Raw genomic sequence first — 23,180 nt, forward strand, 5'->3', positions numbered from 1 at the left:
CCTCCCCAAGCTTGGGGATTGAACTGCCGGGTTCGCCGACGCGGAAGAACCCGGCCTCCTTGTCAGCGCATCGGCGCTCGAGTGAGCGTGTCGATCTCAGGACAAAAAGGGATCGAAGGCGAGGACAATGCGCCCATGAAAAAGCAGATCTCGGCACTGTTCGCGGCAGTCGCGGCGCTGATCGGCACCGAGCCCGCGATGGCCCAGTGGCACAACAGCCCCCAGTTCGATCGCGACCTTCATTTCTGCAGTCGCGGCCGTGGCAATTTCGAACGCTGCATGTGGGACCAGGGTTGGCAGCGTGACCACGGGCAGCGCTGGATCCGCCGGGCGCCCAACCAGCACTGGCACCAGCCACCGCCGCACCACTGGCACCAGCCGCCGCCTCCACCGCGGCGCAACCCGCCGAGGCTGAGCGACATGCAGCGGCGCGCACTGGACAACTGCAACTTCCTGCCGCCCCACGAGCAGCCGAGGTGCCGGGCGACGGTGATGTCGACCGTGCGCTAGTGACCCAAAGCGTCACTGGTTTTGACGGACGCCGAGCGTGAGGAGCTCAAGGCGCTGACGCTGCGACGCAAGAGGGCCACCATCGTGTGATGCTCGGCAACGACCGCTGGTACGGGGAGGCCTGAGGCGCGACTGCGACGCGTCGTCTTCCCTCCTCTCACCGCGTCTCAGCAGAGCGTCGATTCTGGCCTTGACAAACTCTCCAGCCGGTCTCAACGCTTGCGGAAGTGCGCCAGCGCGTACTCGACGAAGGCCTTCATCTTGGCGGACTGCTGCCGCCTGCTGGGGTAGTACAGGTGGAACCCCGGGAACGTCGGCGAGAAGCCGGTCAAGACGCGCTTCAAGGTCTTGGCTTTGATGTGGGGAAGCGCCAGCTGCTCGAATGTGTACGCCAGCCCGACTCCTTCCAGCGCAGCCTCGACTGAGAACAACGAGTCGCTGATCGTGAGACGCCCGCTGGGCTCGTACTCGACGAGCCGGTCGTCGACCTGAAGTTCCCACTTGTGAATGGCCCCGCTGCCGGAGAACCGGAATCGCACGCAGTTGTGACGCACCAGGTCGGAAGGGTGGCGTGGAACCGGGTGCTGCTTGAAGTAGTCGGGTGATCCCACGATGGCAACGGCAATCGGACCGCCCAGAGGCACGGCGACCATGTCCTTCTGAACGCTTTCGCCCAGGCGAACGCCGGCGTCGAACCCTCGTTCGACGATGTCGACGTAGCCCTCGTCGTTGGTCAGCTCGACCTGGACGTCAGGGTAGGTCTTCAGAAACCCGGCCAGCAGCGGCTGGAGGACCATCGCGATCGAGATTCGCGCCGCGTTGATGCGCAGCACGCCCGACGGCTGACCCTGAAGCGCGTGAAGTTGCTCCCCCGCTTCCTGCACGTCGCCCAGCGCCGGCCCGATCCGCGACAGGTAGGCCTCRCCGGCTTCGGTGAGGCTGACGCTGCGGGTGGACCGGTTCAGCAGACGGACCCCGAGTCGTGCCTCGAGATGGCGGATGGCTTGACTGAGCGCCGAGGGCGAGACCTCGAGCGCCGCCGCGGCGGCGGTGAATCCGCGGTGCTCCGCGACCTTCCAGAAAGCGAGCAGTCCATCAAGCTGGTTGAGTCTCATGGTTTGAAGAATATCTTCATATGGTGTTCAGTGATTGGGTATTTTTCTTCTTAGTCCAACTGCCTACATTCATGGCATCGAAAGAGAACCCAGACCCATGCCCCGCCTGTTCGATCCATATGTTCTCAAAGGAGCCGGCCGACTCCGACCGCCTCGTCATCTGCAACCACCCCATGCCATGCAACCGCTACGGCTACCCGGGGCACCTACCCCAGTGGAAGGACTTCGGCGGATTAGAGGTGAACTTCCTGCCGCAGTACAAGGCACTGCACGACGCCGGCTACAACGTGCTGGCCTACGACATGCGCAACCACGGCCGCAGCGGCATGGGCAGCGGCGGCGTCAACGGTCACGGCACGCTGAAGTACCGGGACGTGATCGGCTCGCTGCGCTACATGCGATCCCGCCTGGACACGAAGGACATGCGGACGGCGCTGCTCAGCCGCTGCCTCGGTGCGAACTCGACGATCGTCGGGATGAAGAAGCATCCGAACGAATTCGCCCACGTCAAGGCGCTCATCGCCGTCCAGCCCGTGTCACCGAAGGTCTTCATCGAAAAGGCCGTCGACAACGCCGGCATCGAAGGCGGGCTCGATATGTTTGAGAAGGCCTTCCACGAGCGGACCGGCCTTCGCCTCGACGAGACCTGGCCGATCGAGGACGCCAGGGCCGTGACCGTCCCGACGCTGGTCACCCAGGTCCACGACGACTTCAGGACCAAGCCGTCCAACGTGCAGCAGATCTTTGACCTGATCTCCGCCCGCGACAAGAAGCTGTTCTGGATCGAGGGCACGGACGAGCGCTTCCAGGGCTACAACCATTTCAACAACCGTCCCGAGTTGATGCTCGAGTGGTTCGACTCTCACATCTGACAAGGAGCATTCCATGACTGACAGACAAGTTTGGTTCATCACCGGCGCGGGCCGAGGCCTGGGCGTCGACATCGCCAAGTCCGCCTTGGCCGCCGGCCACGCCGTCGTCGCGACCGGTCGCGACCCCGCGAAGGTCGCGGCGGCGATCGGCGGCCACCCCGACCTGCTGGCCCTGAAGCTCGATGTCACCCGTGCCGACGACGCCCAGCCCGCTGTCGAGGCGGCCGTCGCGAAGTTCGGTCGCATCGACGTGCTGGTCAACAACGCGGGCAACTTCTACGCCGGCTTCTTCGAGGAACTCAGCCCGGATCAGGTCCGCCACCAGATCGAGACGCTGCTGTTCGGCCCGATGAACGTCGCCCGCGCGGCGCTCCCCGTGATGCGCAAGCAGCGCTCCGGCCTGCTGCTCACCATCTCGTCGACCGCAGGCATCGCCGGCGGCATGTTCTGCACGGCGTATGCCGCCGCGAAGTTCGGCATCGAAGGGTGGATGGAGTCGCTCACCCCGGAGATTGCTCCCTTCGGCATCCGCACGATGCTGGTCGAGCCAGGCTTCTTCCGCACCGAACTGCTCAGCAACGACTCCACCACCTACGCGCCACCGTCCATCGACGACTACGCCGAGCGCACCAGGCAGACCGTTGCCGCCTGGAGCAGCATGGATGGCAAGCAGGGAGGCGACCCCGCCAAGCTCGCCAATGCCCTCGTGCAACTCGCAGGGCTCAAGGAGCCTCCGGCGCGCTTTGCTGCCGGCGCCGACGCCGTGCAGACCTTCGAGGCCAAGGCCGACACTATGCGCGCCCAGGCCGACGCCCACCGCGAGCTGTCGTCCTCGTTTTCTTACGACGCTTGACCACGCAGGGCCGGGCTCGCACATCACGATCGACCAGGAGATACGACATGCATATCGGAGTCATCGGTTCGGGACTGATCGGAAACAAGCTTCGATGCGCATTGGGTCGCGTGACCACCGGCACCGCCCCGCAACCCGTCTCTATCCCTATCAACCTCACTCACGGAGAAACGACTCACCATGAGCACGCTCAACATCAACGGCCGTGATCGCACGGTCGATGCCGACCCCGGCACCCCCATCCTCTGGGCCCTGCGCGACACGCTGGGCATGACCGGCACCAAGTTCGGTTGTGGCGCGGCGCTGTGCGGTGCCTGTACCGTGCACCTGGACGGCCAGGCCATCCGCTCCTGCATCACGCCGATCTCGGCCGCCGAAGGCAAGAAGATCACGACCATCGAGGCCGCCACCGACGGCAGCGACCGTGCCGGTGCCGCTGTGCATGCCGCCTGGGTGAAGCACGAAGTGGCGCAGTGCGGCTATTGCCAGAGCGGCCAGATCATGAGCGCGACCGCTTTCCTCAAATCGGTGCCCCGCGGCAAGCAACCCACCTCCGCCGAGATCGATGGCGCGATGGCCGGCAACATCTGCCGTTGTGGCACCTACGCCCGCATCCGCGCCGCGGTGGCCGATGCCGCCAAAGCCCTCGCCTGAAGGAGCCACCATGTTGCCCAATTTCGACCACAGCGAAATGCCGCGCGCCCTTCAGCACCTGCTGACCCGTGGCCAATCCAACGATGTCGCCGTGCTGCCTCGCCGCAGCTTCCTGAAGCTCGCCGGTGCCGGCGGCCTGGCGCTCGGGGCGTTTCCGCACCTGGCCTCTGCGCAGGCCACCGACCAAGCGCCCAGCGCCCTGAAGCCGACGCAGCAGCCCTCAGCCTTCGTGCAGATCGCTCCCAACGGCGAGGTCACGGTGACCATCAACCGGCTCGAGTTCGGCCAAGGTGTGCAGACCGGCTTGCCGATGATCCTGGCGGAAGAACTCGACGCCGACTGGAGCCTGGTGCGCAGCCAGAACGGCACCGGCGATGCCGCTTACGTCGACCCGCTTTTCGGCATTCACCTCACAGGCGGATCGCATTCAATCAAGAACAGCTACACGCAGTATCGCGAGCTCGGCGCACGCGCCCGGGCCATGCTGCTGGGTGCCGCCGCAGCGCGCTGGAAGGTTGACGTGGCCACCTTGCGCACGCAGGCCGGCACGGTGCTCGGCCCGGGCGGCCGCAAGGCGGGTTACGGCGAACTCGCCGAAGCCGCGATGACCTTGCCCGTGCCCGAGAAGGTGACGCTGAAGAGTCCCAAGGACTTCCGGATCATCGGCAAACCCACCACGCGCCTGGACGCGCGGGCCAAGAGCAGCGGGCGACAGGACTTCGGCATCGACACGCGCCTGCCCGGTCAGCTCACCGCGCTGGTCGCGCATCCGCCGGTGTTCGGCGCCAAGCTCACCTCCGTGGACGACAGCGCAGCGCGCGCCATCAAAGGCGTGAAGGCCGTGCTGCGCGTGCCCGTGGATCGCGGCGGCGAAGGTGTGGCCGTGGTCGCCGACGGCTATTGGCCCGCCAAGCAAGGGCGCGATGCGCTCAAGCTGCAGTGGGACACGGCCTCGGTCGAGAAGGTGGACAGCGAACGCCTGCTGACCCAGTACCGCGAGCTGGCCGGCCAGCCCGGGCCGCGCGCGTTCGATGCCGACATGGCACCGCTGGCCACTGCGCCGCAGCAACTCGAAGCCGAGTTCGTCTTTCCGTACCTGGCGCATGCGCCGATGGAGCCGCTGAACTGCACCGTCCAACTGGCCGATGGGCGCGCCGAGCTTTGGGTCGGCACACAGTGCGCCGGCCTGGACGCCGCTGCGGCCGCACAGGCATTGGGCCTCAAGGCCGAACAGGTGACGATGCACGTGCAGACAGCGGGCGGCGGCTTCGGCCGCCGGTTCGTGGGCACGAGCGACTATGTGGTCGAGGCCTGCGCGATCGCCAAGGCCGCCCGCACCGCAGGCCTGAACGCACCGGTGCGCACGCTCTGGAGCCGCGAGGATGACATCAAGGGCGGCTACTACCGCCCCATGCACCTGCACCGCGCGCGCATCGGCTTCGACGAACGCGGCAACGTGCTGGCGTGGGACCACGTCATCGTCGGCCAGTCCATCACCACCGGTACCGTGTTCGGCCAGTTCCAGGTCAAGAACGGCATCGACGCCACGGCCACCGAGGGCATGCGCGAACCGTACGGCGTGCCGATGCGCCTGACCGTGCATCATCCGAAGGTCAACGTGCCGGTGCTGTGGTGGCGCAGCGTGGGCTCCACCCACACTGCCTACGTGATGGAGACTCTGCTCGACGAGATCGCCCGCACCACGAAGCAGGACCCGGTGGCCTATCGCATGCGGCTGTTCGGCGACAAGCACCCGCGCCACCGCGCGGCGCTGCAACTGGCAGTGGACAAGAGCGGCTACGGCAAGAAGCAGCTGCCGGCCGGACGTGCCTGGGGCGTGGCGGTGCACGAGTCCTTCGACTCCGTGGTGGCCTACGTGGTCGAGGCTTCGGTGCAGGAGGGCAAGCCGGTACTGCACCGCATCACCTCCGGCGTGCACTGCAATCTCGCAGTCAATCCGCGCAGCGTGGAGGCTCAGGTGCAGGGTGCAGCGGTCATGGGCCTGTCGATGTGCCTGCCAGGCGCCGCGATCACGTTGAAGGACGGCGAAGTGCAGCAGAGCAACTTCGGCGACTTCGTCGTGCCGCGCATCACCGACATGCCCCAGATCGCGGTGTACATCGTTCCCAGCGCCGATGCGCCCACCGGCATGGGTGAACCCGGACTGCCGCCGCTGGCACCCGCGTTCGCCAACGCCCTCGCGCGGCTGACCGGCAAGCCGCTGCGCGAGCTGCCGTTCAAGCTGGCGTGAGAATGCCGATTTGCAGACCATTGCGCAATGGCTGCTTGATGGCGCAAGGCAGTGAACTGGCCAAGTGGGGGGCGCCGGACCGGCCGCCGGTCGTGCTATGGCACGCTACTACCTAAACGATCCCGCGTGCCCTCTGGAGAGCTTCGAGTTTCCTGGACCGAACTGCGAGCCAACGCTTCTTAGATATTCAACACCATGCCCGAAAGGAACTAACGATGACCCCCGAGTCCAGCAAACAGTTGATGCAGAAGTTCACCGTGTTCATCAACACGGCCGACGAGCAACTTGCGACGGAACTCATCGCCAAGGATGCTGCTTTTCATGTGCCTGGTCAGACGGCGCCTCTGCAAGGCCCCGCTGGCTACCTCTTCATCATCGCGATGATGCGTGGGGGCTTCCCGGACATCCAATGGACCCTCGAGGAGACGATTTCGGAAGGGGAGAGGGTCGCTGCAAGATTTACGATGCGGGGAACTCACGAGGGTACCTTTATGGGAGTACCCCCTACCGGGAAGAAGTTTGAAGTGCAAGCGATCAACTTCTATCGGTGGTTTGACGACAAGATCGTCGAAGAGCATGGGCAGCCGGACCTGCTCGGGCTGATGCAACAGATCGGTGCCGTTCCTACGCCGTGAAAGGACGTGGCGACGAACGATCTTCCAGGAAGACGTTGCGCAGGTGGAGCGTGATGGAAGCCTGGTCTGCCACTCGGACCGCGGGTCGCAATCCAGGTTCAACTGGTCGTCGCAACATTGCTTTGCGGGGCTGAGCGTAGCAGTTCATTGAATGCTTCTGCCGGCGTGCGCCAGCCCAGTGACTTGCGTGGGCGCGTGTTCGATGCGAGGGCCACCAATGCCGGACGCTGGCTGCGCTACGGAGCACGCGAATCCCTCGCCTGCTCAATACCTTCCAGCAATTCGGAGCGGTCATCGGCTTGTCCGCCATGATCTCCACAGCGAGCTTCTACGCGTCCCATCTGGCCGGCCCCGAGCAGGCGCCGGTCGCCGCGGAACTGCTCGGCGGCTACAAGATGTCGTTCCTCCTCAGCGCCGTCGTCGCAGCCATTGCGACGGCCTGCCTGCTGATCAGCTTGATCCTGCGACGCGGCAGGAAGGGAAACGCGCCGATAGCCAGAGGCTGACCCTTGTCCGGCCGAATGGATTGAATTGACGTTCGGGGTGGAGGGGCCCATGAACGTCGACTGTCCTGTCGTACCGGTGCGCTGGAGGAAGGCGTCCGGCAGCGAGAGGCCACGGCGCCCACCATGACCGCTGAAATGCGACGCCACCGACAGATTGGTCATCGTATCGCTTCGCATCTCCTCGATCCCATAGAGCGCAGCGGCATTGAACAGCAGCGTCTCGCGACACACGAAGACGCTTCTCTCCGATCCTCAGACGAAGCCTATAGACGCTTTGGTGCCTGCGTTTTTATGCTGACCGGCTGTTGGCGCCAGGTCCTGCGCGCCGAGAAGCTGGACATTCCGCGCCCTCGACGCGGCAACAAGCAATATGATCTTTCTCCCCCGCCGGTGGGCGCGGCCCGCGGTGGCTGCGGGCCGCATTCCGACACTTTCGGTTTCTGCTCTCTCACCCCTCCTTCTCTCGGGGTTGACCGCGTCGTTCGCGTCTCACGCGCAAATCGCATCGGCACCCCGTCCCGTCGTCGAGGAGCAGCGCCAGCAAGAGCGCGAGCGCGCGTTGCGCGAGCAGCAGGAGCGCACGGTCGATGCGCACCTGCCCAGACAGCAGCCCATAGAGACACAGCGCCTGCTCGACCAGGAAGCCCCGTGCTTCCGCATCGATCACGTCGCGCTCTTGGGCGAACGCTCCGACGCGTTTCAATGGGCGCTCGATGCAATCACAGGCCCTCAGGGTGACGACTCCCCCATCGGTCGCTGCCTTGGCACGGAGGGCGTCAACATCGTGCTCACGCGCGTGCAGCAAGCCGTCATCGCGCGCGGCTATGTCACCACGCGCGTGCTCGCGGGTTCGCAGGACCTCACCCAAGGCGAACTCGGCCTCACGCTGATTCCCGGCCGCATCGCCGCCATCCGTTTCGACGGCGAGGGCTCGCCCACCAGCCTGCGCACGGCCATCCCCGCGCGAGTTGGCGACCTCCTCAACCTGCGTGACATCGAGCAGGGACTGGAGAATTTCAAGCGCGTGCCGACCGCCGAGGCCGACATCCAGGTCGAGCCATCGAATGCCGCGAACGCGCAACCCGGCGACAGCGATCTCGTCGTCAAGTATGCGCAGAACCGGCACCTGCGTGCCTCCCTGAGCCTCGACGACAGCGGCACTGAAGCGACGGGCCGCTACCAGGCGGGCGCCACGATTTCAGTAGACAACCCGTTGGGCCTGAACGACCTGTTCTACGTCGGCGCGAATCACAGCATCGACGGCCACTGGTTCAACAATCCCGACAAGGGAACTGCCGGCCAAATCGGCCATTACTCCGTGCCCTATGGCGACTGGTTGTTCAGTGCCACGGCATCGCAGAACGACTACCACCAGAGCGTTGCGGGCTACTTCCAGAACTATGTCTACGGCGGCGAGAGCAGCAATGCCAGCGCCAGTGTCTCCCGAATTCTGTATCGCGATCAGCACCGCAAGACCGTCGCGAGCGCGCGAGCCTTCCGTCGCTCCTCGCACAACTTCATCGACGACACCGAGATCGACGTCCAGCGCCGCGTTGTCGGCGGCTGGGAACTCGGCCTGAACCACCGCGAGTTCATCGGCCCGGCCACGCTCGACGCCAACCTCGTCTACAGACGCGGCACAGGTGCCTTCGGAGCCATTCCCGCCCCCGAGGAGCCCTTCGGCGAAGGCACCTCCCGCATGCGAATCATCACGGCCGATCTGGGCGTGAATCTGCCGTTCCAGCTTGGCGACCAGCAGTTCCGCTATTCCGGCCTCTGGCGGGCGCAGTGGAGCCGCACACCGCTCACGCCGCAGGACATGTTCTCCATCGGGGGACGCTTCAGCGTTCGCGGCTTCGACGGCGAGTCGAGCCTGATGGGCGATCGGGGCTGGCTCGTGCGCAACGACATCGGCTGGGCGCTCGGAGCGAGCGGCGCCGAGTTGTACGCAGGCGTCGACTACGGCGAGGTCGGAGGCCTGTTCGTCGATCTGTTGATCGGCAGTCATCTCGCCGGCGGCGTGATCGGCCTGCGGGGCGCCTATCAGGGTCTCAGCTACGACGTCTTTGTTGGCGCACCTATCAACAAACCCCAGGGCTTCCGTACCGCGGGGGTCACAGCGGGATTCAGCCTGGTTTACAGCTTTTAGGGGTGCGCCCTGACGCAGGACTTTTTTCAACCAACGGGAGTGAGATATGAAAAGAATGAATACGGTACTCAAAGGCTTGGCACTGATGTCAGCGCTGGGTGCATTGCATGGTTGCGGGGGCGGAGGAGGGAACGGCGGGTTTTTCCTGCCGCAATCTGATGCAGAGGCGAAGGCTCCGGATGTGGAGGCTGTGGATCCGACCCCCACGCCGGCCCCGGATTCGAGCACGGAAGTTGATCCGACCGCATGCATCACCGCGCCACAAGCCGGCTCCACCGCGGCCGTCGGCAACGAACTCGAAGGCGTGTGGAGACGCAAGCAAACCGGCGCCGGCTTTCTGATGATCGACTCGACGCTGCGCGGCGTGGGCTGGACCTATCTTGGCGCACCAGAGGGAATGTTCGATGGCGCGATGAGCTATAGCGCCCCCAATGAAAGCTGGCAGTTCGATTCGGGCGTCGTGAGCTCCGTGTCCTCTTCTCAGTGGGCGCCGCTCTCGGGCCAAGGCAGCTTCGCGGCCAAGAGCACGATCAACGGCACCTACGCGGACGGCACGGGTGCCCAATCGACATTCGGGCCGTGGCTCTATGACGTTCCGACGAACTCGCTCGCGATCAGCCCGGAACTGTTGCAGGGCGAATGGGGAAGCACGGAACAGAGCGTCGGCGCCTCCATCGCGGTTGGGGCCGACGGCGCGTTCACCGGGGCGAGCCCTGCCACCAGCCTTTACGGCGCCTGTGCATTCAGCGGGACTTTGGAGCCGAGCGAACCAGGCACGAAAAAGAACAGCCTCAAGATCACCTTGGTCGCCACGAGCACCGCCCAGGCCGGCGAGCGTGCGTGCGTGTGGGCTGCGGCCACAAGTGGCGTGGGCGCTGTGATGGTCGACCAGAACACGACAGATGGTTCGTGCACGCAGTCCACGTCGTTGCGCTGGTTCCTACGCGACGCCAGCGGTCGCCTCGCGGGCGGCCCCACCTTCCTTCGGTAGCCCTTGAACGCCGCGCAGCGACGACGCAAACGCGGCGGGCACTGACACATCCCCTCCATTCAACCCGGGCTGCGCTCCTGCAGACTCGCGCGCCTTTCGAGATAGCCAAGATGAATAAGAACGTTCACCGTCTAGTTTTCAATGCCGCGCGCGGCGTGTGCATGGCCGTGCAGGAAACGGCCAAGAGTGCCGGCAAGGCCACCGGGGCTACCTCGGGCGTGCTCGGTATCACCACGGCGGCGGTGCTCGGCCTCACGTCCGCGCAGGCGCAAATTGTCGGGGCACCCAACGTGCCCGGGAACCAGCGGCCCACGGTGCTCGTCGCGCCCAATGGCGTCCCCGTCGCGAACATCATGACCCCCAGCGCCGCGGGAGTCTCGCGCAACGTCTACAGCCGCTTTGACGTGCAGGCCAATGGCGTGATCCTCAACAACTCGCGGACTGCGGCGCAGACGCAACTCGGCGGCTGGGTACAAGCCAATCCCTACCTCGCGACCGGCCCGGCGCGCGTGATCCTCAACGAAGTGAACTCGGGCAATCCGTCGCAGCTTCGCGGCTATGTGGAAGTGGCCGGCCAGCGCGCCGAGGTGGTCATTGCCAATCCGGCGGGGATCTCTGTCGACGGAGGCGGCTTTATAAATGCCTCTCGTGCAACGCTGACCACCGGGGTGCCGCAACTCAATGCCTTGGGCGGCCTCGACGGCTTCCGCGTCAACGGCGGCAACATCAGCATCGACGGCAAGGGCCTCGATCTCAGCCAGACTGATTACGCCGCCATCTACGCCCGCGCCATGCAGATCAACGCGGGCATCTGGGCCAACGATCTGAAGGTGGCGACAGGAGCCAACTACATCGGCGTCGAGCAGGGCGAGGTCACCCCGATCGCGGGGACCGGCGGCGCCCCCGCCTTCGCTCTCGACGTGGCGGCGATTGGCGGCATGTTCGCCAACAAGATCAAATTGATCGGAACCGAAGCTGGCCTGGGCGTGCGCAATGCCGGCAACATCGGCGCCGGAGCGGGCGGCCTCGTCGTCACCGCCGCCGGCCGGCTGGAAAATACCGGCACCCTCGAAGGCCAGCGCATCGAGATTGCGAGTGCCACGGACATCGACAACCGCGGCGGAACGATCCGGCAGAGCGGCACGGCGGGGCTCACGCTGACCGCACCCATCTTGAGCAACACCCAGGGCGGCGCTGTCGGAGCGGAACCCTTGAGTACAGGCACGGGTGGTGGGGCAGGCAGTGCCGATGGCTCGACGAACTCAGGCAGCGGCGCCGGCGTCCCAAGCGAGGGCAACGGAGGCGGCAGCCCTACGGAGACTGGCGGCGCCTCGCCGTCGCAACCCTATGTGCCGCCGAGCCCCGGCAGCATGACCGCGTCCGGCGCCATCCTCAACGACGGCGGACGCGTCTATGCAGGTGGACCGATCACGCTCCAGGCCCCGCAGATCAATAATTCGGGCGGCTCGCTCGACGTCGACACCATGGCCGTTGCCGGCCCCGTTTTCACCAATGCGGGCGGGACGATCAACGTCAGCAGCGGCTTCAACGCCAATGTCGGCAGCTTCGACAACAGCGCGGGCGGCAAACTCAGTGCGGGCCGCCTGGACATCGCGACCACGGGCGACCTGAACAACCAGGACGGGACGATCGAGAGTGGCGGCGACGCGACCTTTGCGGTGGGTGGCACCGTCAACAACACGCGGGGTGAAATATCCGCTGCGGGTGCATTGACCGCCGAGGTCACCGGCGCCGTCCAAAATGCTTCGGGCTCGCTCAAGGCCAACCAGGCGGTCTCGATCCAGGGCCAGTCCCTGGACAACACGCTCGGCTCCGTGGCTTCGGCCGCAGCAGGGACATCGCTCGCCATTGCGAACGCCTTGGTGAACTCCGGCAACATCGGCGCGGCAACGGATCTGTCCATCCAGGCAGGCAGCTTGAACAATACTGGCAGCCTGCGCGGCGCCGACCACAGCTTGGTGGCGGTGGCCGGTCAGCTCGTCAACGATGGCAGTATCACGGCCGGACGGAACACGAGCGTGAACGCCGCCGGCCTGCAAGGTGGGCGCAGCGGCATCCTCGGCGCGGGAGTTCAGAACGACGGCAGCCTCGGTGCTGCGGGCGATCTGAACGTCACCACCACGGGTGTCTTGGTCGCCCAGGGCACAAACATCGCCGCAGGCAATGCCGCGATGCAAGGCGCCAGCGTCGATTTGTCGGCCAGCCAGACCGGCGGAGCGAACATCGCCATCACCGCCACGCAGGGCGACGTGACCACCAGCGAGGCCACCGTCGCCACGGTGGGTACGCTGAGCGTCACGGCCAACACTCAGGCAGGACAAACACTGGTGAATGAGGGCGGCACGCTCAACGCCGGGCAGTTGGACCTGCGCGCGTCGAACATCACGAACACGAACGGCGGCGAGATCGTCCAGACCGGCAGCGGCGGCACCACACTGGCAGTCAGCGGCAAGCTCGACAATTCCGGGGCACGCATCGCCAGCAATGGTCAGGACCTGAGCGTCCAAGCCGGCACCATCGCTAACACAGGAGGCAGGATCGAACACGCCGGCACGGGCACGTCAGGTCTCCAAGCCGACAGCTTCGATGGTGCCAATGGCCAGATCACCAGCAACGGCGCGCTCGCCGTCGATGTCCGCGGCACCTTCAATCAGGACGGCGGCACGACCACCGCGAAGCAGGTCACCATCGACGCCGGGTCGCTCGGCAACCGAGGCGGCAAGATCATTCAGACCGGGGCGGACGCCACGCGCGTTGCCGTCGTCGGCGCGCTTGACAACAGCAACGGCGGCGCCATCGCAAGCAACGGCACCACCACCCTCACCGCCGGCAGCCTGAACAACCAGGCCGGATCGATTCGCACAGCCGGAACCTCCGATCTCAGCGTCAGCACGGCCGGCCTGCTCGACAACAGCGCCGAGGGCGATATCGGAGCGGGCGGCAATCTCGCCCTGGCCGCCGGGAGCCTCTTGAACGACTCGGGTCGCGTCACCGCCGTGGGCGATCTCACGGCGACCGTCGTCGGCGCCACGTCCAATGTGGACGGCACACTCGCCGCGAACGGCGACACGACAATATCGGCCGGCAATCTGGACAGCACGCGCGGCGTGGTCGCCGCCGTCAACGGCGATTTGCGCGTCACGACGGCTGGCACCACCGCGAACGCTGGCGGCACGATGCAGGCCGGCGGCCATGTCGCCCTCGCCAATGGTGGCCTGGACAACACCGCCGGCAAGGTTTTCGGCAACACGCTGACGATCGACACCAGCGGCAACACGCTCACCAACACACAAGGGACGCTCGCCGCCGCGACCACTGCGGCGCTGAACTCGGGCCCGCTCATGAACGACGCCGGCCTGATCCAGTCCGGCGGTGCGATGACCATCCACACGAGCGGACAAGGCCTGAGCAACAGCAACGCGGCTGGTTACTCGGGACGCCAGGGCGGCATCGCCAGCGGCGGCACGCTCGACCTGAATGCGGGCAGCGTCAACAACACGGCGGGCTACATCGGTTCGAAGGACGCGCTCACCGCCAGCACAGGCGCTTTCTCGAACGTCGATGGCGGTGCCGTCTTCAGTCAATCGAGCGTTGCCATCGACACCCATGGTGCCACCTACGACAACGCGGGCGGCCAGACCCAGGCGATCGGCGACCTGACCCTCAGCGCGGGTGACATCGCGAACACGGCCGGCCTGATCCGCTCGGTCGCGACCACGACCCTCAGCGCCGGATCGATCACCAACGCGAACACGCAGGGCACGGACCAGGGCATCGAAGGCCAGAACGTTACGCTCAATGTTGGCGACCTCGACAACGCCTCGGGCGCCATCCGGTCCGATGTCCATACGACCATCACCAGCGGCGGCAACCTCGACAACACTTCGGGACTGATCTCGGCCGGCGACACGCTGCGCATCGCCGACCCGAACGCGGCAAACCCGGCCGCGAAGACCCTGAGCGTCGCCAATACCAACGGCACTCTCGTGGCGAACCAGCGCCTGACGCTCGACGCGGCCAACTTCAGCGGCGACGGCACCATCGTCTCGGGCAAGGACCTGAGCATCGCGCTGGTCCAGGACATCGTGAACAACGGCGAGGTCAGCGCCAACGGCGATCTCTCGTATACCAGCCTCGGCACGCTCACCAACAACGGCAAGCTGCTGGCGGGCGGCACCTTGACCGCCGGCGGCAACTTGGTGGAGAACACCGCCAACGCCGAGATGAGCGGTGCCGACACGCGCATCCATGCCGGTACGCTCAACAACCGGGGCCTGATCGACAGCCACGGCCAGACGCGGATCGATGCCGGAACCGTCAACAACATCGGAACCGGCCGCATCTATGGCGATGCGGTCGCGATCGGCGCTGGCACGCTGAACAATGACGCGGAGACCATCGCGGACGTGACCTCCGCCGCCTCCATCGCGGCGCGCTCCAGCCTCGACATCGGTGCCGACACCATCAACAACCGCGACGGCTCGCTGATCTTCAGCGCGGGCGACATGTACATCGGTGGTGCGCTCGATGCCGCCGGCCAGGCGATCGGCAGAGGCAGCGTGCTCAACAACCTGAGCGCCTCGATCGAGTCCCTGGGCAACATGTCCATCGCGACAGGAACCGTCAACAACTTCGATACCCATCTCGTCATCGGGCAGACCCAGGAAACCGGCCCGCTCATCAACACCGTGATTCCCACCGGCGGGTTCGAAGCACCGCGTTCGCGCTTCATCCTCGACCCCGACGATCGCTACACCTGGTACATCAACGACGACGGCACGCTGACCCCCCTGGGGCGTGGTTGGATCGAGAAGTACCGGACCGCCACGACCACCACGGACTATGTCGTGAGCAGCGCGCCCTCGCGGCTCGTCGCTGGGGGAAACATGTCCATTGACGGCCTGCTGCGCAACCACGACAGCAAGGTGATCGCTGGCGGGAGCTTCACCTCCACGCAGCCCGTGGACAACTACCAGTCTCCGGCGCAGAAGGTGACGCGCGTCGACGGCTGGGACGTTACGATCTCTGGCTTCGACACCAGCGGAAACAGCGACCACTCCACCGCCCCCTCACACCTCATCGAGCAGCGGATCGACTCCATCAAGCTGGGCGGATTCGAGTTCGAGGAGAACCTCAACGCGACCCAGGGCTACGACCCCGGGGCGGCATCGAACGTCAACGGGCCGGGCGGCTCTGCCGGCCAGGCTGGTGGCGTTTCGGGCGGTAGCGGACCCGGTGCCGTCATCGAGGTCGCCTCGGCCGTGAAGGGCTCTGCATCGGCGGGCGGAAGCGGTGCAGGAACAGCGGGCGCGGCCGATGCCGATGGCACGGCGGGCAGCACGCGCGATACCCCCATGGTCGTGCGGACCAGCGCGCCGGACACGCGCGTGCCGAGCGCCAGCCTGTTTCGCACGCAAGCAGGAAGCAACTATCTCGTCGAGACCGATCCGCGCTTCGCGAACTACCGCAACTGGCTCAGCAGCGACCACCTCTTCAACGCGATGGGGTTCGACCCCAACAGCGTGCAGAAGCGCCTGGGCGACGGCTTCTACGAGCAGAAGCTCATCCGCGAGCAGGTGGCCCAGCTCACCGGCTACCGCTATCTGGATGGCTTCTCCAACGACGAGGAACAATATGTGGCGCTGATGAACGCCGGTGTCACCTTCGCGCAGAAGTACCACCTGACGCCGGGCATCGCCCTCACGGCCGAGCAGATGGCCCAGCTCACGAGCGATATCGTGTGGCTGGTCGAGCAGACGGTGACTTTGCCCGACGGCAGCACCCAACGCGTCCTCGCGCCGCAGGTCTACGTCCGGGTGCAGCCCGGCGACATCAACGGGTCCGGTGCGTTGCTGTCGGCAGACCGAACGATCATCAAGGGCGCGCCGGGCGCTGGTGACGTGACCAACAGCGGCACCATCGCTGGTCGCTCGCTGGTGTCCATCAGCGCCGACAACATCAACAACCTGGGCGGGCGCATCTCGGGCGGCAACGTCGCGCTGGATGCCCGAGCCGACATCAACGTCATCGGCGGCACGGTCGATGCACGCGATTCGCTGGCGCTTACCGCCGGCAATGACATCAATGTCCGCACGACCACCAACAGCACGCAGAGCACTCATGGGAGCGCCACCAGCATCGACCGGATTGCGGGGCTCTACGTCACCAACCCGGGCGGCTCGCTAATTGCCGGCGCGGGTCGGGACGTCAATCTCATTGCCGCTGAAGTGGTCAGCGCAGGATCGGTAGGCGTGGGCGCCGGACGCAATGTGAACCTGGGCACGGTCACGGAGTCGAGCAACAGCACGGTGGTCTTCAATGCGCGCAACGGGTATTCGCAGTCGCAGAGTCTCGACGTCGGCTCGGCGATCCAGGGCACGGGCGACGTTCGCCTCGCAGCGGGCAACGATCTCAACATCAAGGCCAGCAGCGTCGCCAGCGTTGAAGGTTCGCTGGTGGCAAGCGCCGGCCGCGACATCAACATTCAGGCGGGACAGGCCAGCGAGTCCAAGACCTCCTACAGTCATGCGGAATCCAAGAAGCTCCTCTCGCGTTCCAGTGCGACCGACTTCAACAGCAGTTCGACCACCGACGTCATTTCCAGCAGCCTGAGCGGCAACACAGTCGCATTGGTGGCCGGCAACGACATTAGCGCACAGGCCGCGCAACTGCGTTCCGAAAAGGACATGAGTTTGGTCGCCGGCCGCGACATCAGTCTCACCGCAGCGGACCAGGTCACGCAAGGGTCGCACTACAGCGAGCGCACCAAGAAGGCCACCGGTTTGGGCATGCTCACCGGTGTATCCCTGGGCGCTGGCGACGTGGGCGCCAATTTCGTTGCCGGGAGTTCGAGCACTTCCATCGGGTCCACGACTTCCACCCAGGCCGTTGGCACCACCATCTCCGCAGGCAGCCTGCAAACGGTGAGCGGTCGCGACACGACGCTCCAGGGAGCGACCGTCGTCGCGGACAACGACATCACCATGCTGGCCGGGCGCAACCTCACCATCGAGAGCGCACAGAACACGACCACCCGCAGCAGCTTCGACGCCAACAGCAAGAGCGGCATGATCGGCACGCGCACGAATCCGTCGCTCGGCAACGTCAAGCGTGCCGAGGCGGTCAATGGCAGCGGTGTGTCGCAGGCGAGCAGCCAGGTCGCAAGCCTTCAAGGCAATGTGACCTTGGTCGCCGGCGAAACGTACCGCCAGACCGCCAGCAGCGTGATGGCCGCTGGCCAGGCAGGTCCGCTCGTTGGAGGCGACGTGAACATTCTTGCGAAGAATGTCGTCATCAACGAAGCATTCAACACCGAGCAGTCATTTGCAGTCAGCCGCAACTCCAGCACGGTGGTCGGCGGAAGCGCGAGCGTCGGAGGCATCTCCACCGATAGCCTGCGCAACACCCGCAACACGGCCAAGGCGATGGGCGACACCGGCGACAGCCGCATGCAAGCCCTGGGCGCCATCAATCTGGCGGTGGCCGGCAGTCAGGCGGTCGACACCGCGCAGGCCTTGGCCAGCGGCGGAGGCGTGGGCTACAAGGTCAGCGTCAACGTCAGCCGGAACAAGAGCGAGAGCAGCAGCACCACGAACGCGAGCGAGGCCGTCGGATCGAGCATCGTCGGCGCCAACAACGTCAATATCGTTGCAACCGGTGGTGGTGCTGCGTCCAACATCCACGCCGTGGGCTCCACCATCGCGGCAGGCAACACCGTCAATCTCGGTGCCGACAACGCCATCACGTTGGAAGCCAGCAAGAACACCTACGAGCACCACGGCACCAACAGCAGCAGCGGCGCGAGTGTCGGTGTCGGATTCGCGGGGGGTAGCCAGAACGGCTTCACGATCGAGTTGGGCGTCAGCAAAGGTCGCAGCAACGAGGATGCCTCGGATGTGAGCTACAACAATACGCACGTCAGCGGCGGAAAGGCCGTCAACGTGGCGAGCGGCGGCGACCTGAACCTTAAAGGAGGCGTCATCGATGGCGAGCGGATTTCCACCGTCGTAGGCGGCAATCTGAACATCGAGAGCCTGCAAGACACTAGCACCCAGGTGTCGAAGCAAAGCAGTTCGGGCGCGAACGTCAGTTTGTGCATTCCGCCGATCTGCTACGGCGTCAGCACCGTCGGTGGCAATGCCGCGAGCGCCAAGGCGAATGGCGACTTTGCGAGCGTGAACGAGCAGTCGGGCATCAAGGCAGGCGACGGCGGATTCAACGTCAACGTCAAGGGCAACACGGACCTCAAGGGCGGTGTCATCGAAAGCACCCAGGCAGCGATCGACGCAGGCAACAACAGCTTCAAGTCCGGCAGCCTGTCGATCAGCGACATCGTGAACCGCAGCACGTCGGACGGCAGCAGCTATGCCGTCAGCGGCAATGTTGGGTTTGCCGCGGGCGATCAAAGCGGAGCCAGCAGCGCAGCGGACAAGCGAGCGGCCGACGGCGCCCAGGCGAGCGGTCGACCAGGCGGAAGCGCGGGCGTCGGTAGCTCGGACAGCAGCCAGGGCAGCGTCACGAAGTCGGGCATCAGTGGGATCGCGGGCGACGAGAGCGTCAGAACGGGCGACATCAGCAGCGCCGGGACTTTGGTGAAGGACTGGAACACCAGCAGCATTCTCAAGGATGTGCAGGCGCGGGCGCAGATCACTGCCGAGTTCAACCAGCGGGCGCCGGCGGCAGTCGCGAGCTACGCCGCCACCCAGACCCAGGCCTACGAAGATGCACGTAGAGAGTTGGCAACTACGGAGCGACAGCTTGCATCGACGACCGATCCATCCGTGCGCGATGAACTGACGAGCAAGGCGCAAGGCTTGCAGCAAACCGTGGCGGACAACCAAGCGAGTTATGACAAGTGGAAGGACGGCGGCGACTACAGCGCTGCGGCAAATATCCTGATCGCTGCTGCTGGCGGGGCCACCGTCACCGCCGCTGGCGCGGCGATCACTCGCGAATCGCTGGTGTGGGCGGCCGATCAGATGCGGGCGTCGATGATCGAAAACTCGAAGCTATTTCCGGGTGTTTGCGATACGCAGGGAAATTGCCTAGATAACAAATCAGGGGAAAGCGTCGGGGTAAATGGCGATTCCTTCAAATTGGCTGGCGGGCGTGTTGATGTTGCTGCCCAGATCTGTGACGAAAATAGATGCACTAAAGATAAAGAAACAGGAGATTGGGTTCGAGATGATCTCGGTCGCATAAAAATGAATGATGGAGTTTCTTTGCCAGATTTAATGACCGAACATCCAGAGTGGCGCAGCCCTTTGGGAGGATTTCAAGGGGCTGTTGGAAAATTCATGCTCCTCGGCGACTATGCTCCCGGTAGCTTTCAAGACATATTGGCTGAGGCATATGCGGGAACGCACGACACGCTGAACAGCGGACGGTGGTATGGGCCTGATGGAAATATTCGACCTAGCCTGACAGATTCTGAAATGCAGATCGGGGAGATTATGAACAAGGTTAATGTTCTTGTAGCGACCCCCTTCGCCTTGGCAACCCTATTGCCACCAGAGGTCCTCAATTTTATAACTCAGGGAATGTCAAAATGATTAAAAAAATCCCTCTCGCAATTGGTTTGGTACTTACCTCTTTCGCTATTTTTGGGTGCGCGTCAGTCATTCAGGAAGGTGATCCCATGTGGCGGATTGCGACTAGCAAGGCAAAAGCGTGTAATCCGGTAGATGGGCGCTACTTGGACGGAGGACTGCTTTTTGAAAAGCTGACCGATTCATCAACGAGAAGAAAATTGGGAGAAAAATTCTCCATTACGGAAGGCTTTCGAAGTTTTCCATACGTAGGATTACCTTCAGCCGATTTCATCGAGGAGAGAAGAAGGTTTAACAGGGCGGCAAATACGAAAATCAATCGCACTGCGGAAGGATGGGAAGTTTTGCTCTACGGTGGCGATGAACTTCTATATGCAAAAACAACAATCCTTTTCTCTTCTGAATACGTTGGCTGCGACTCCAATAATAGTTTGGTCTTGCGAGAGTTCTCAATTGCGTCGGGTAGCGAAGGCACTGGCGGGACAGTCCGTGCGACCGAGAGAATCATTGAAAAGACGGAGAATGGGTCGCTAAGAATTAAAGAAATTACCAGGCAATGGTCGAGAACCATGAATTCACCGCCGAATCGGGAAACTGAAAAAATATTAACTTTCGAAAGATATAATAATTAGTAGCAGGCGAGCGAGGCCGTGGGAGCTGCGAACAATGCGAATCACGTTGGAGGCCAGCAAGAACACCTACGACAAGGTGGGCCAGAACTCCAGCGGCGGAGCGAGTGTTGGCGTCGGTTTTGCGGGCGGATGGCAGAACGGCTTTCGAAGTACTCGGATCCCCCAATGCAGATATCCAACGCTATATTGTTGAAAACTCGCAAGACAGTGCCAACTGGATTCCTGGTTCATCGCCTTATGTGCCGAGTATCGGGTTGCCTGGAAACTCCGCAGAGACCAGTAGTCCCACAGTTCCTTGCGCGAATTCCGCCGCCGACTGTAAGGCGGGAATTGGTCAAGCTCAGAATCCGCCGTTGATACAGCTGTCGCCTGCGCAACGCCAGCAAGCTGCCGACTACCTTGGGCAGGCTGGCACAAACTATCAACGAATTGCATTGCTTGCCGCGACCGCGGGAAAGCCAGATATTGCGCTGGCATATGAAATCGCGGCAGCGTCCGCAAATGCTATGGAGCAGCTCATGCGGCCCAGTGCAGGGAAGGTGTCTGTAGACATTGCCACGGATATGGCGATAGATGCAGTATCCCGTAAGACGGGAGTACCAAAATCGGTGCTCTTTGAAATATCCGAACGACAAGCAAAGCCATTGATGGCTCCAATAGTTCAAAAAATTGATGGCTACGTTCATCAATAAAATCAAAGCATTACATGAAATATTTTCTGAAGTTGCTCGTCGTGCTGGGTTTGGTTTTCCCCTGGTTTTTTAAGCAGCGACTGGGTGAACTGTTGTACTGGCTGGTGGCTTTGGGTTATTGTGCCTTGCTGATTTTGAGCGTTTTTCCACCACGCACGCAATATTGGTGGTGGACTTTGTTTGAGCATCTGGCCTTCTTCGTTGGAGGTTCTTTAATTGCAATTCCCATACTTTTGCCAATCAATCGAATGGTTGGATTCGTCATGGTGGGAGTAGGACTTTTTATTGTGATGTTCTTTGGCTATTCGGCGCGAATGAGATTAATAGGACAACCAGATCCTGGTCTGGATATTTTTCTTGAATTGAAAGATAAACTCGCAGCGCGGGGCCTAAAGCGCAAGCGGAAAAGATGAGAAATTCTTCTATTTTGCGAGGGCGTGCTTGCAAGATCTATCCTGCAGTTCTGATGTTGACGGCACTCTCATTGCTCGGCGGCTGCGCCTACCGCGACATCAACCCCCAAGCCGCCGCCGCAGACGAGCGCGCTTTGGATGACAGCCTTCGGGAGGTCACCCCGGGCGCGGCCAAGCTCGTGCTGCGCAGTTCCGGCGCAGGTCACGCCGTCGTCTATTCGGTCAGCACGGCCAGCGAGGCGTGCCAAGGCTTCGAGCCAGTGGGCAACGTGGCCTACAGCGGGCGTGGCGTGGTCTTCCCCTGGATCGCGCGCATGAACGAAAGAACGCGCAGCGCGTTGTTCAAGACACAGCCCTACATCGAGCACGAGCTGGACCCTCGCCAAGGCGTTCAAGTGAAGGCCATCGGCAACTGGCAGCAAGCGAACACGCCGCGCACCCTCCCGATCAGCACCGGCAGTTGTGGTCCGCTTGTCACGAGATTTCGCCCGACCGCCGGCCACGTCTACATCGTCGACTTTGTCTGGCGAGGCGACCTCAGTTGCACGCAGGTAGTTACGGATGCGACCGAGCCGAGCGCGGCGATATCGGTGCAACTCGACTCCGTGCAAAGTTGTCCCGCACCGTGACCTTCATGCTCCGTGGCTGCACAACCACGACAGAACGGCTCCGGTGCACTCCTGTCGGCAGACCGAACCCTCATCAAGGGTGCCCCGGGCGCCGGTGAATATCGGTCGCGAGCGCGGGCAACGATGTCAACGTCATCGGCGCCATCCTCGCGAACACCGGCGAGGGCAGCCGGACCCTCGTGGAGCCGGGCGCGACATCAACCTCGGCACCGTGACCGAAACCCCCGGACTTCCTCGTTATGAATGGCACGACAACAGGGGGCAGGTCGCGTTGCCAGCGCGGTGCACCCGACCGGGTCAAACCCGGGCGCGAGTCGTGTCGCGGGTGCGGTCCAGATCCGCCAGCAGTTCCGGGGTCGTCATGAGGCGCAGCGCGTCGACCCCCGACGCGTCATGGTCGCCCGAGAGGAAACGGATCTTGAACGCGCCGATCGACACCTCGTCGCCGTCGACCAGGACCTGGGACCGCACCCGGATGCCGTTGACGAAGACGCCGTTGCGGCTGCCCAGATCGCTGATGGTCGCGAACGGGCCGTCGTGGGTCACGACAGCGTGGCGCCGGCTCACCTGCATCGAGTCGAGCACGACATCGCAGGTTGAAGCTCGGCCAATGGTGGTTTCCTTCGCGAGCAAGGAAATCTGCTTGGTCATGGCAGGACCCTTCATCAAGATAAGTTTCGGCATGCGTCCCTGGCAGCTGCAATTTGTA

16 protein-coding genes are annotated in these 23,180 nt (G+C 63.8%); 13 read left to right on the forward strand and 3 right to left on the reverse strand.

Features of this window, described 5'->3' with window-relative positions; genetic code table 11:
* Positions 1–135: 135 nt before the first annotated feature.
* Positions 136–510 carry a hypothetical protein gene (locus tag AC1DYD_RS11855; RefSeq protein WP_478172932.1) on the forward strand — a complete coding sequence of 125 codons (375 nt, stop codon included), beginning with the start codon at positions 136–138 and terminating at the stop codon, positions 508–510.
* Between the two features lie 212 nt (positions 511–722).
* Here AC1DYD_RS11855 and AC1DYD_RS11860 read toward each other — a convergent pair whose 3' ends face one another.
* A complete protein-coding gene (locus tag AC1DYD_RS11860) occupies positions 723–1,625 on the reverse strand; it encodes a LysR family transcriptional regulator (protein ID WP_478172933.1) in 903 nt (300 codons plus the stop codon).
* 173 nt (positions 1,626–1,798) lie between these two features.
* Between AC1DYD_RS11860 and AC1DYD_RS11865 the strand changes: the two genes are divergently transcribed.
* The 5 genes from AC1DYD_RS11865 to AC1DYD_RS11885 all read left to right on the forward strand — a co-directional run bounded on the left by AC1DYD_RS11865 (position 1,799) and on the right by AC1DYD_RS11885 (position 6,890).
* Positions 1,799–2,497, forward strand: a complete 699-nt coding sequence (locus tag AC1DYD_RS11865; RefSeq protein ID WP_478172934.1) for an alpha/beta hydrolase family protein — start codon at positions 1,799–1,801, stop codon at positions 2,495–2,497.
* A 13-nt stretch (positions 2,498–2,510) separates the two neighbouring features.
* Complete coding sequence (locus AC1DYD_RS11870) at positions 2,511–3,350, forward strand: SDR family NAD(P)-dependent oxidoreductase (protein WP_478172935.1); 840 nt, start codon at positions 2,511–2,513, stop codon at positions 3,348–3,350.
* Positions 3,351–3,530: 180 nt separating this feature from the next.
* The gene (locus AC1DYD_RS11875) at positions 3,531–4,004 is read left to right on the forward strand and encodes a (2Fe-2S)-binding protein (protein WP_478172936.1); all 474 of its coding nucleotides are present in this window, start codon (positions 3,531–3,533) and stop codon (positions 4,002–4,004) included.
* A 10-nt stretch (positions 4,005–4,014) separates the two neighbouring features.
* Positions 4,015–6,255, forward strand: coding sequence for a xanthine dehydrogenase family protein molybdopterin-binding subunit (locus AC1DYD_RS11880; RefSeq protein ID WP_478172937.1), 2,241 nt, complete (start codon positions 4,015–4,017; stop codon positions 6,253–6,255).
* 215 nt (positions 6,256–6,470) lie between these two features.
* The gene (locus AC1DYD_RS11885; protein WP_478172938.1) at positions 6,471–6,890 is read left to right on the forward strand and encodes an ester cyclase; all 420 of its coding nucleotides are present in this window, start codon (positions 6,471–6,473) and stop codon (positions 6,888–6,890) included.
* A gap of 236 nt (positions 6,891–7,126) precedes the next feature.
* On the opposite strand, the gene AC1DYD_RS11890 is transcribed toward AC1DYD_RS11885, so the two are convergent.
* The gene (locus tag AC1DYD_RS11890; RefSeq protein WP_478172939.1) at positions 7,127–7,627 is read right to left on the reverse strand and encodes a hypothetical protein; all 501 of its coding nucleotides are present in this window, start codon (positions 7,625–7,627) and stop codon (positions 7,127–7,129) included.
* A 139-nt stretch (positions 7,628–7,766) separates the two neighbouring features.
* Between AC1DYD_RS11890 and AC1DYD_RS11895 the strand changes: the two genes are divergently transcribed.
* The 7 genes from AC1DYD_RS11895 to AC1DYD_RS11925 all read left to right on the forward strand — a co-directional run bounded on the left by AC1DYD_RS11895 (position 7,767) and on the right by AC1DYD_RS11925 (position 22,471).
* The gene (locus AC1DYD_RS11895) at positions 7,767–9,545 is read left to right on the forward strand and encodes a ShlB/FhaC/HecB family hemolysin secretion/activation protein (protein ID WP_478172940.1); all 1,779 of its coding nucleotides are present in this window, start codon (positions 7,767–7,769) and stop codon (positions 9,543–9,545) included.
* 55 nt (positions 9,546–9,600) lie between these two features.
* Positions 9,601–10,536, forward strand: coding sequence for a hypothetical protein (locus AC1DYD_RS11900; RefSeq protein ID WP_478172941.1), 936 nt, complete (start codon positions 9,601–9,603; stop codon positions 10,534–10,536).
* A 110-nt stretch (positions 10,537–10,646) separates the two neighbouring features.
* Positions 10,647–20,108 (forward strand): hemagglutinin repeat-containing protein, encoded by a 9,462-nt coding sequence (locus AC1DYD_RS11905; RefSeq protein ID WP_478172942.1) that lies wholly within the window; start codon positions 10,647–10,649, stop codon positions 20,106–20,108.
* Positions 20,105–20,737: a hypothetical protein gene (locus AC1DYD_RS11910; protein ID WP_478172943.1), complete on the forward strand. Its 633-nt coding sequence runs from the start codon at positions 20,105–20,107 to the stop codon at positions 20,735–20,737. The genes AC1DYD_RS11905 and AC1DYD_RS11910 overlap by 4 nt, the downstream gene beginning before the upstream one ends.
* A gap of 107 nt (positions 20,738–20,844) precedes the next feature.
* Positions 20,845–21,429 carry a hypothetical protein gene (locus AC1DYD_RS11915; protein ID WP_478172944.1) on the forward strand — a complete coding sequence of 195 codons (585 nt, stop codon included), beginning with the start codon at positions 20,845–20,847 and terminating at the stop codon, positions 21,427–21,429.
* 14 nt (positions 21,430–21,443) lie between these two features.
* Positions 21,444–21,842 carry a hypothetical protein gene (locus tag AC1DYD_RS11920; RefSeq protein ID WP_478172945.1) on the forward strand — a complete coding sequence of 133 codons (399 nt, stop codon included), beginning with the start codon at positions 21,444–21,446 and terminating at the stop codon, positions 21,840–21,842.
* A gap of 71 nt (positions 21,843–21,913) precedes the next feature.
* Positions 21,914–22,471, forward strand: a complete 558-nt coding sequence (locus AC1DYD_RS11925) for a hypothetical protein (RefSeq protein WP_478172946.1) — start codon at positions 21,914–21,916, stop codon at positions 22,469–22,471.
* A 297-nt stretch (positions 22,472–22,768) separates the two neighbouring features.
* On the opposite strand, the gene AC1DYD_RS11930 is transcribed toward AC1DYD_RS11925, so the two are convergent.
* Positions 22,769–23,155: an FHA domain-containing protein gene (locus AC1DYD_RS11930; protein ID WP_478172947.1), complete on the reverse strand. Its 387-nt coding sequence runs from the start codon at positions 23,153–23,155 to the stop codon at positions 22,769–22,771.
* Positions 23,156–23,180: the final 25 nt, after the last annotated feature.

Source organism: Variovorax sp. P4_B11, assembly GCF_056402355.1.

Bases quoted from the DNA above. Each gene is read 5' to 3' on its own strand.
- AC1DYD_RS11855 (WP_478172932.1), top strand. From the start codon at position 136: ATGAAAAAGCAGATCTCGGCACTGTTCGCGGCAGTCGCGGCGCTGATC.
- AC1DYD_RS11865 (WP_478172934.1), top strand. From the start codon at position 1,799: ATGCCATGCAACCGCTACGGCTACCCGGGGCACCTACCCCAGTGGAAG.
- AC1DYD_RS11870 (WP_478172935.1), top strand. From the start codon at position 2,511: ATGACTGACAGACAAGTTTGGTTCATCACCGGCGCGGGCCGAGGCCTG.
- AC1DYD_RS11875 (WP_478172936.1), top strand. From the start codon at position 3,531: ATGAGCACGCTCAACATCAACGGCCGTGATCGCACGGTCGATGCCGAC.
- AC1DYD_RS11880 (WP_478172937.1), top strand. From the start codon at position 4,015: ATGTTGCCCAATTTCGACCACAGCGAAATGCCGCGCGCCCTTCAGCAC.
- AC1DYD_RS11885 (WP_478172938.1), top strand. From the start codon at position 6,471: ATGACCCCCGAGTCCAGCAAACAGTTGATGCAGAAGTTCACCGTGTTC.
- AC1DYD_RS11895 (WP_478172940.1), top strand. From the start codon at position 7,767: ATGATCTTTCTCCCCCGCCGGTGGGCGCGGCCCGCGGTGGCTGCGGGC.
- AC1DYD_RS11900 (WP_478172941.1), top strand. From the start codon at position 9,601: ATGAATACGGTACTCAAAGGCTTGGCACTGATGTCAGCGCTGGGTGCA.
- AC1DYD_RS11905 (WP_478172942.1), top strand. From the start codon at position 10,647: ATGAATAAGAACGTTCACCGTCTAGTTTTCAATGCCGCGCGCGGCGTG.
- AC1DYD_RS11910 (WP_478172943.1), top strand. From the start codon at position 20,105: ATGATTAAAAAAATCCCTCTCGCAATTGGTTTGGTACTTACCTCTTTC.
- AC1DYD_RS11920 (WP_478172945.1), top strand. From the start codon at position 21,444: ATGAAATATTTTCTGAAGTTGCTCGTCGTGCTGGGTTTGGTTTTCCCC.
- AC1DYD_RS11930 (WP_478172947.1), bottom strand. From the start codon at position 23,155: ATGCCGAAACTTATCTTGATGAAGGGTCCTGCCATGACCAAGCAGATT.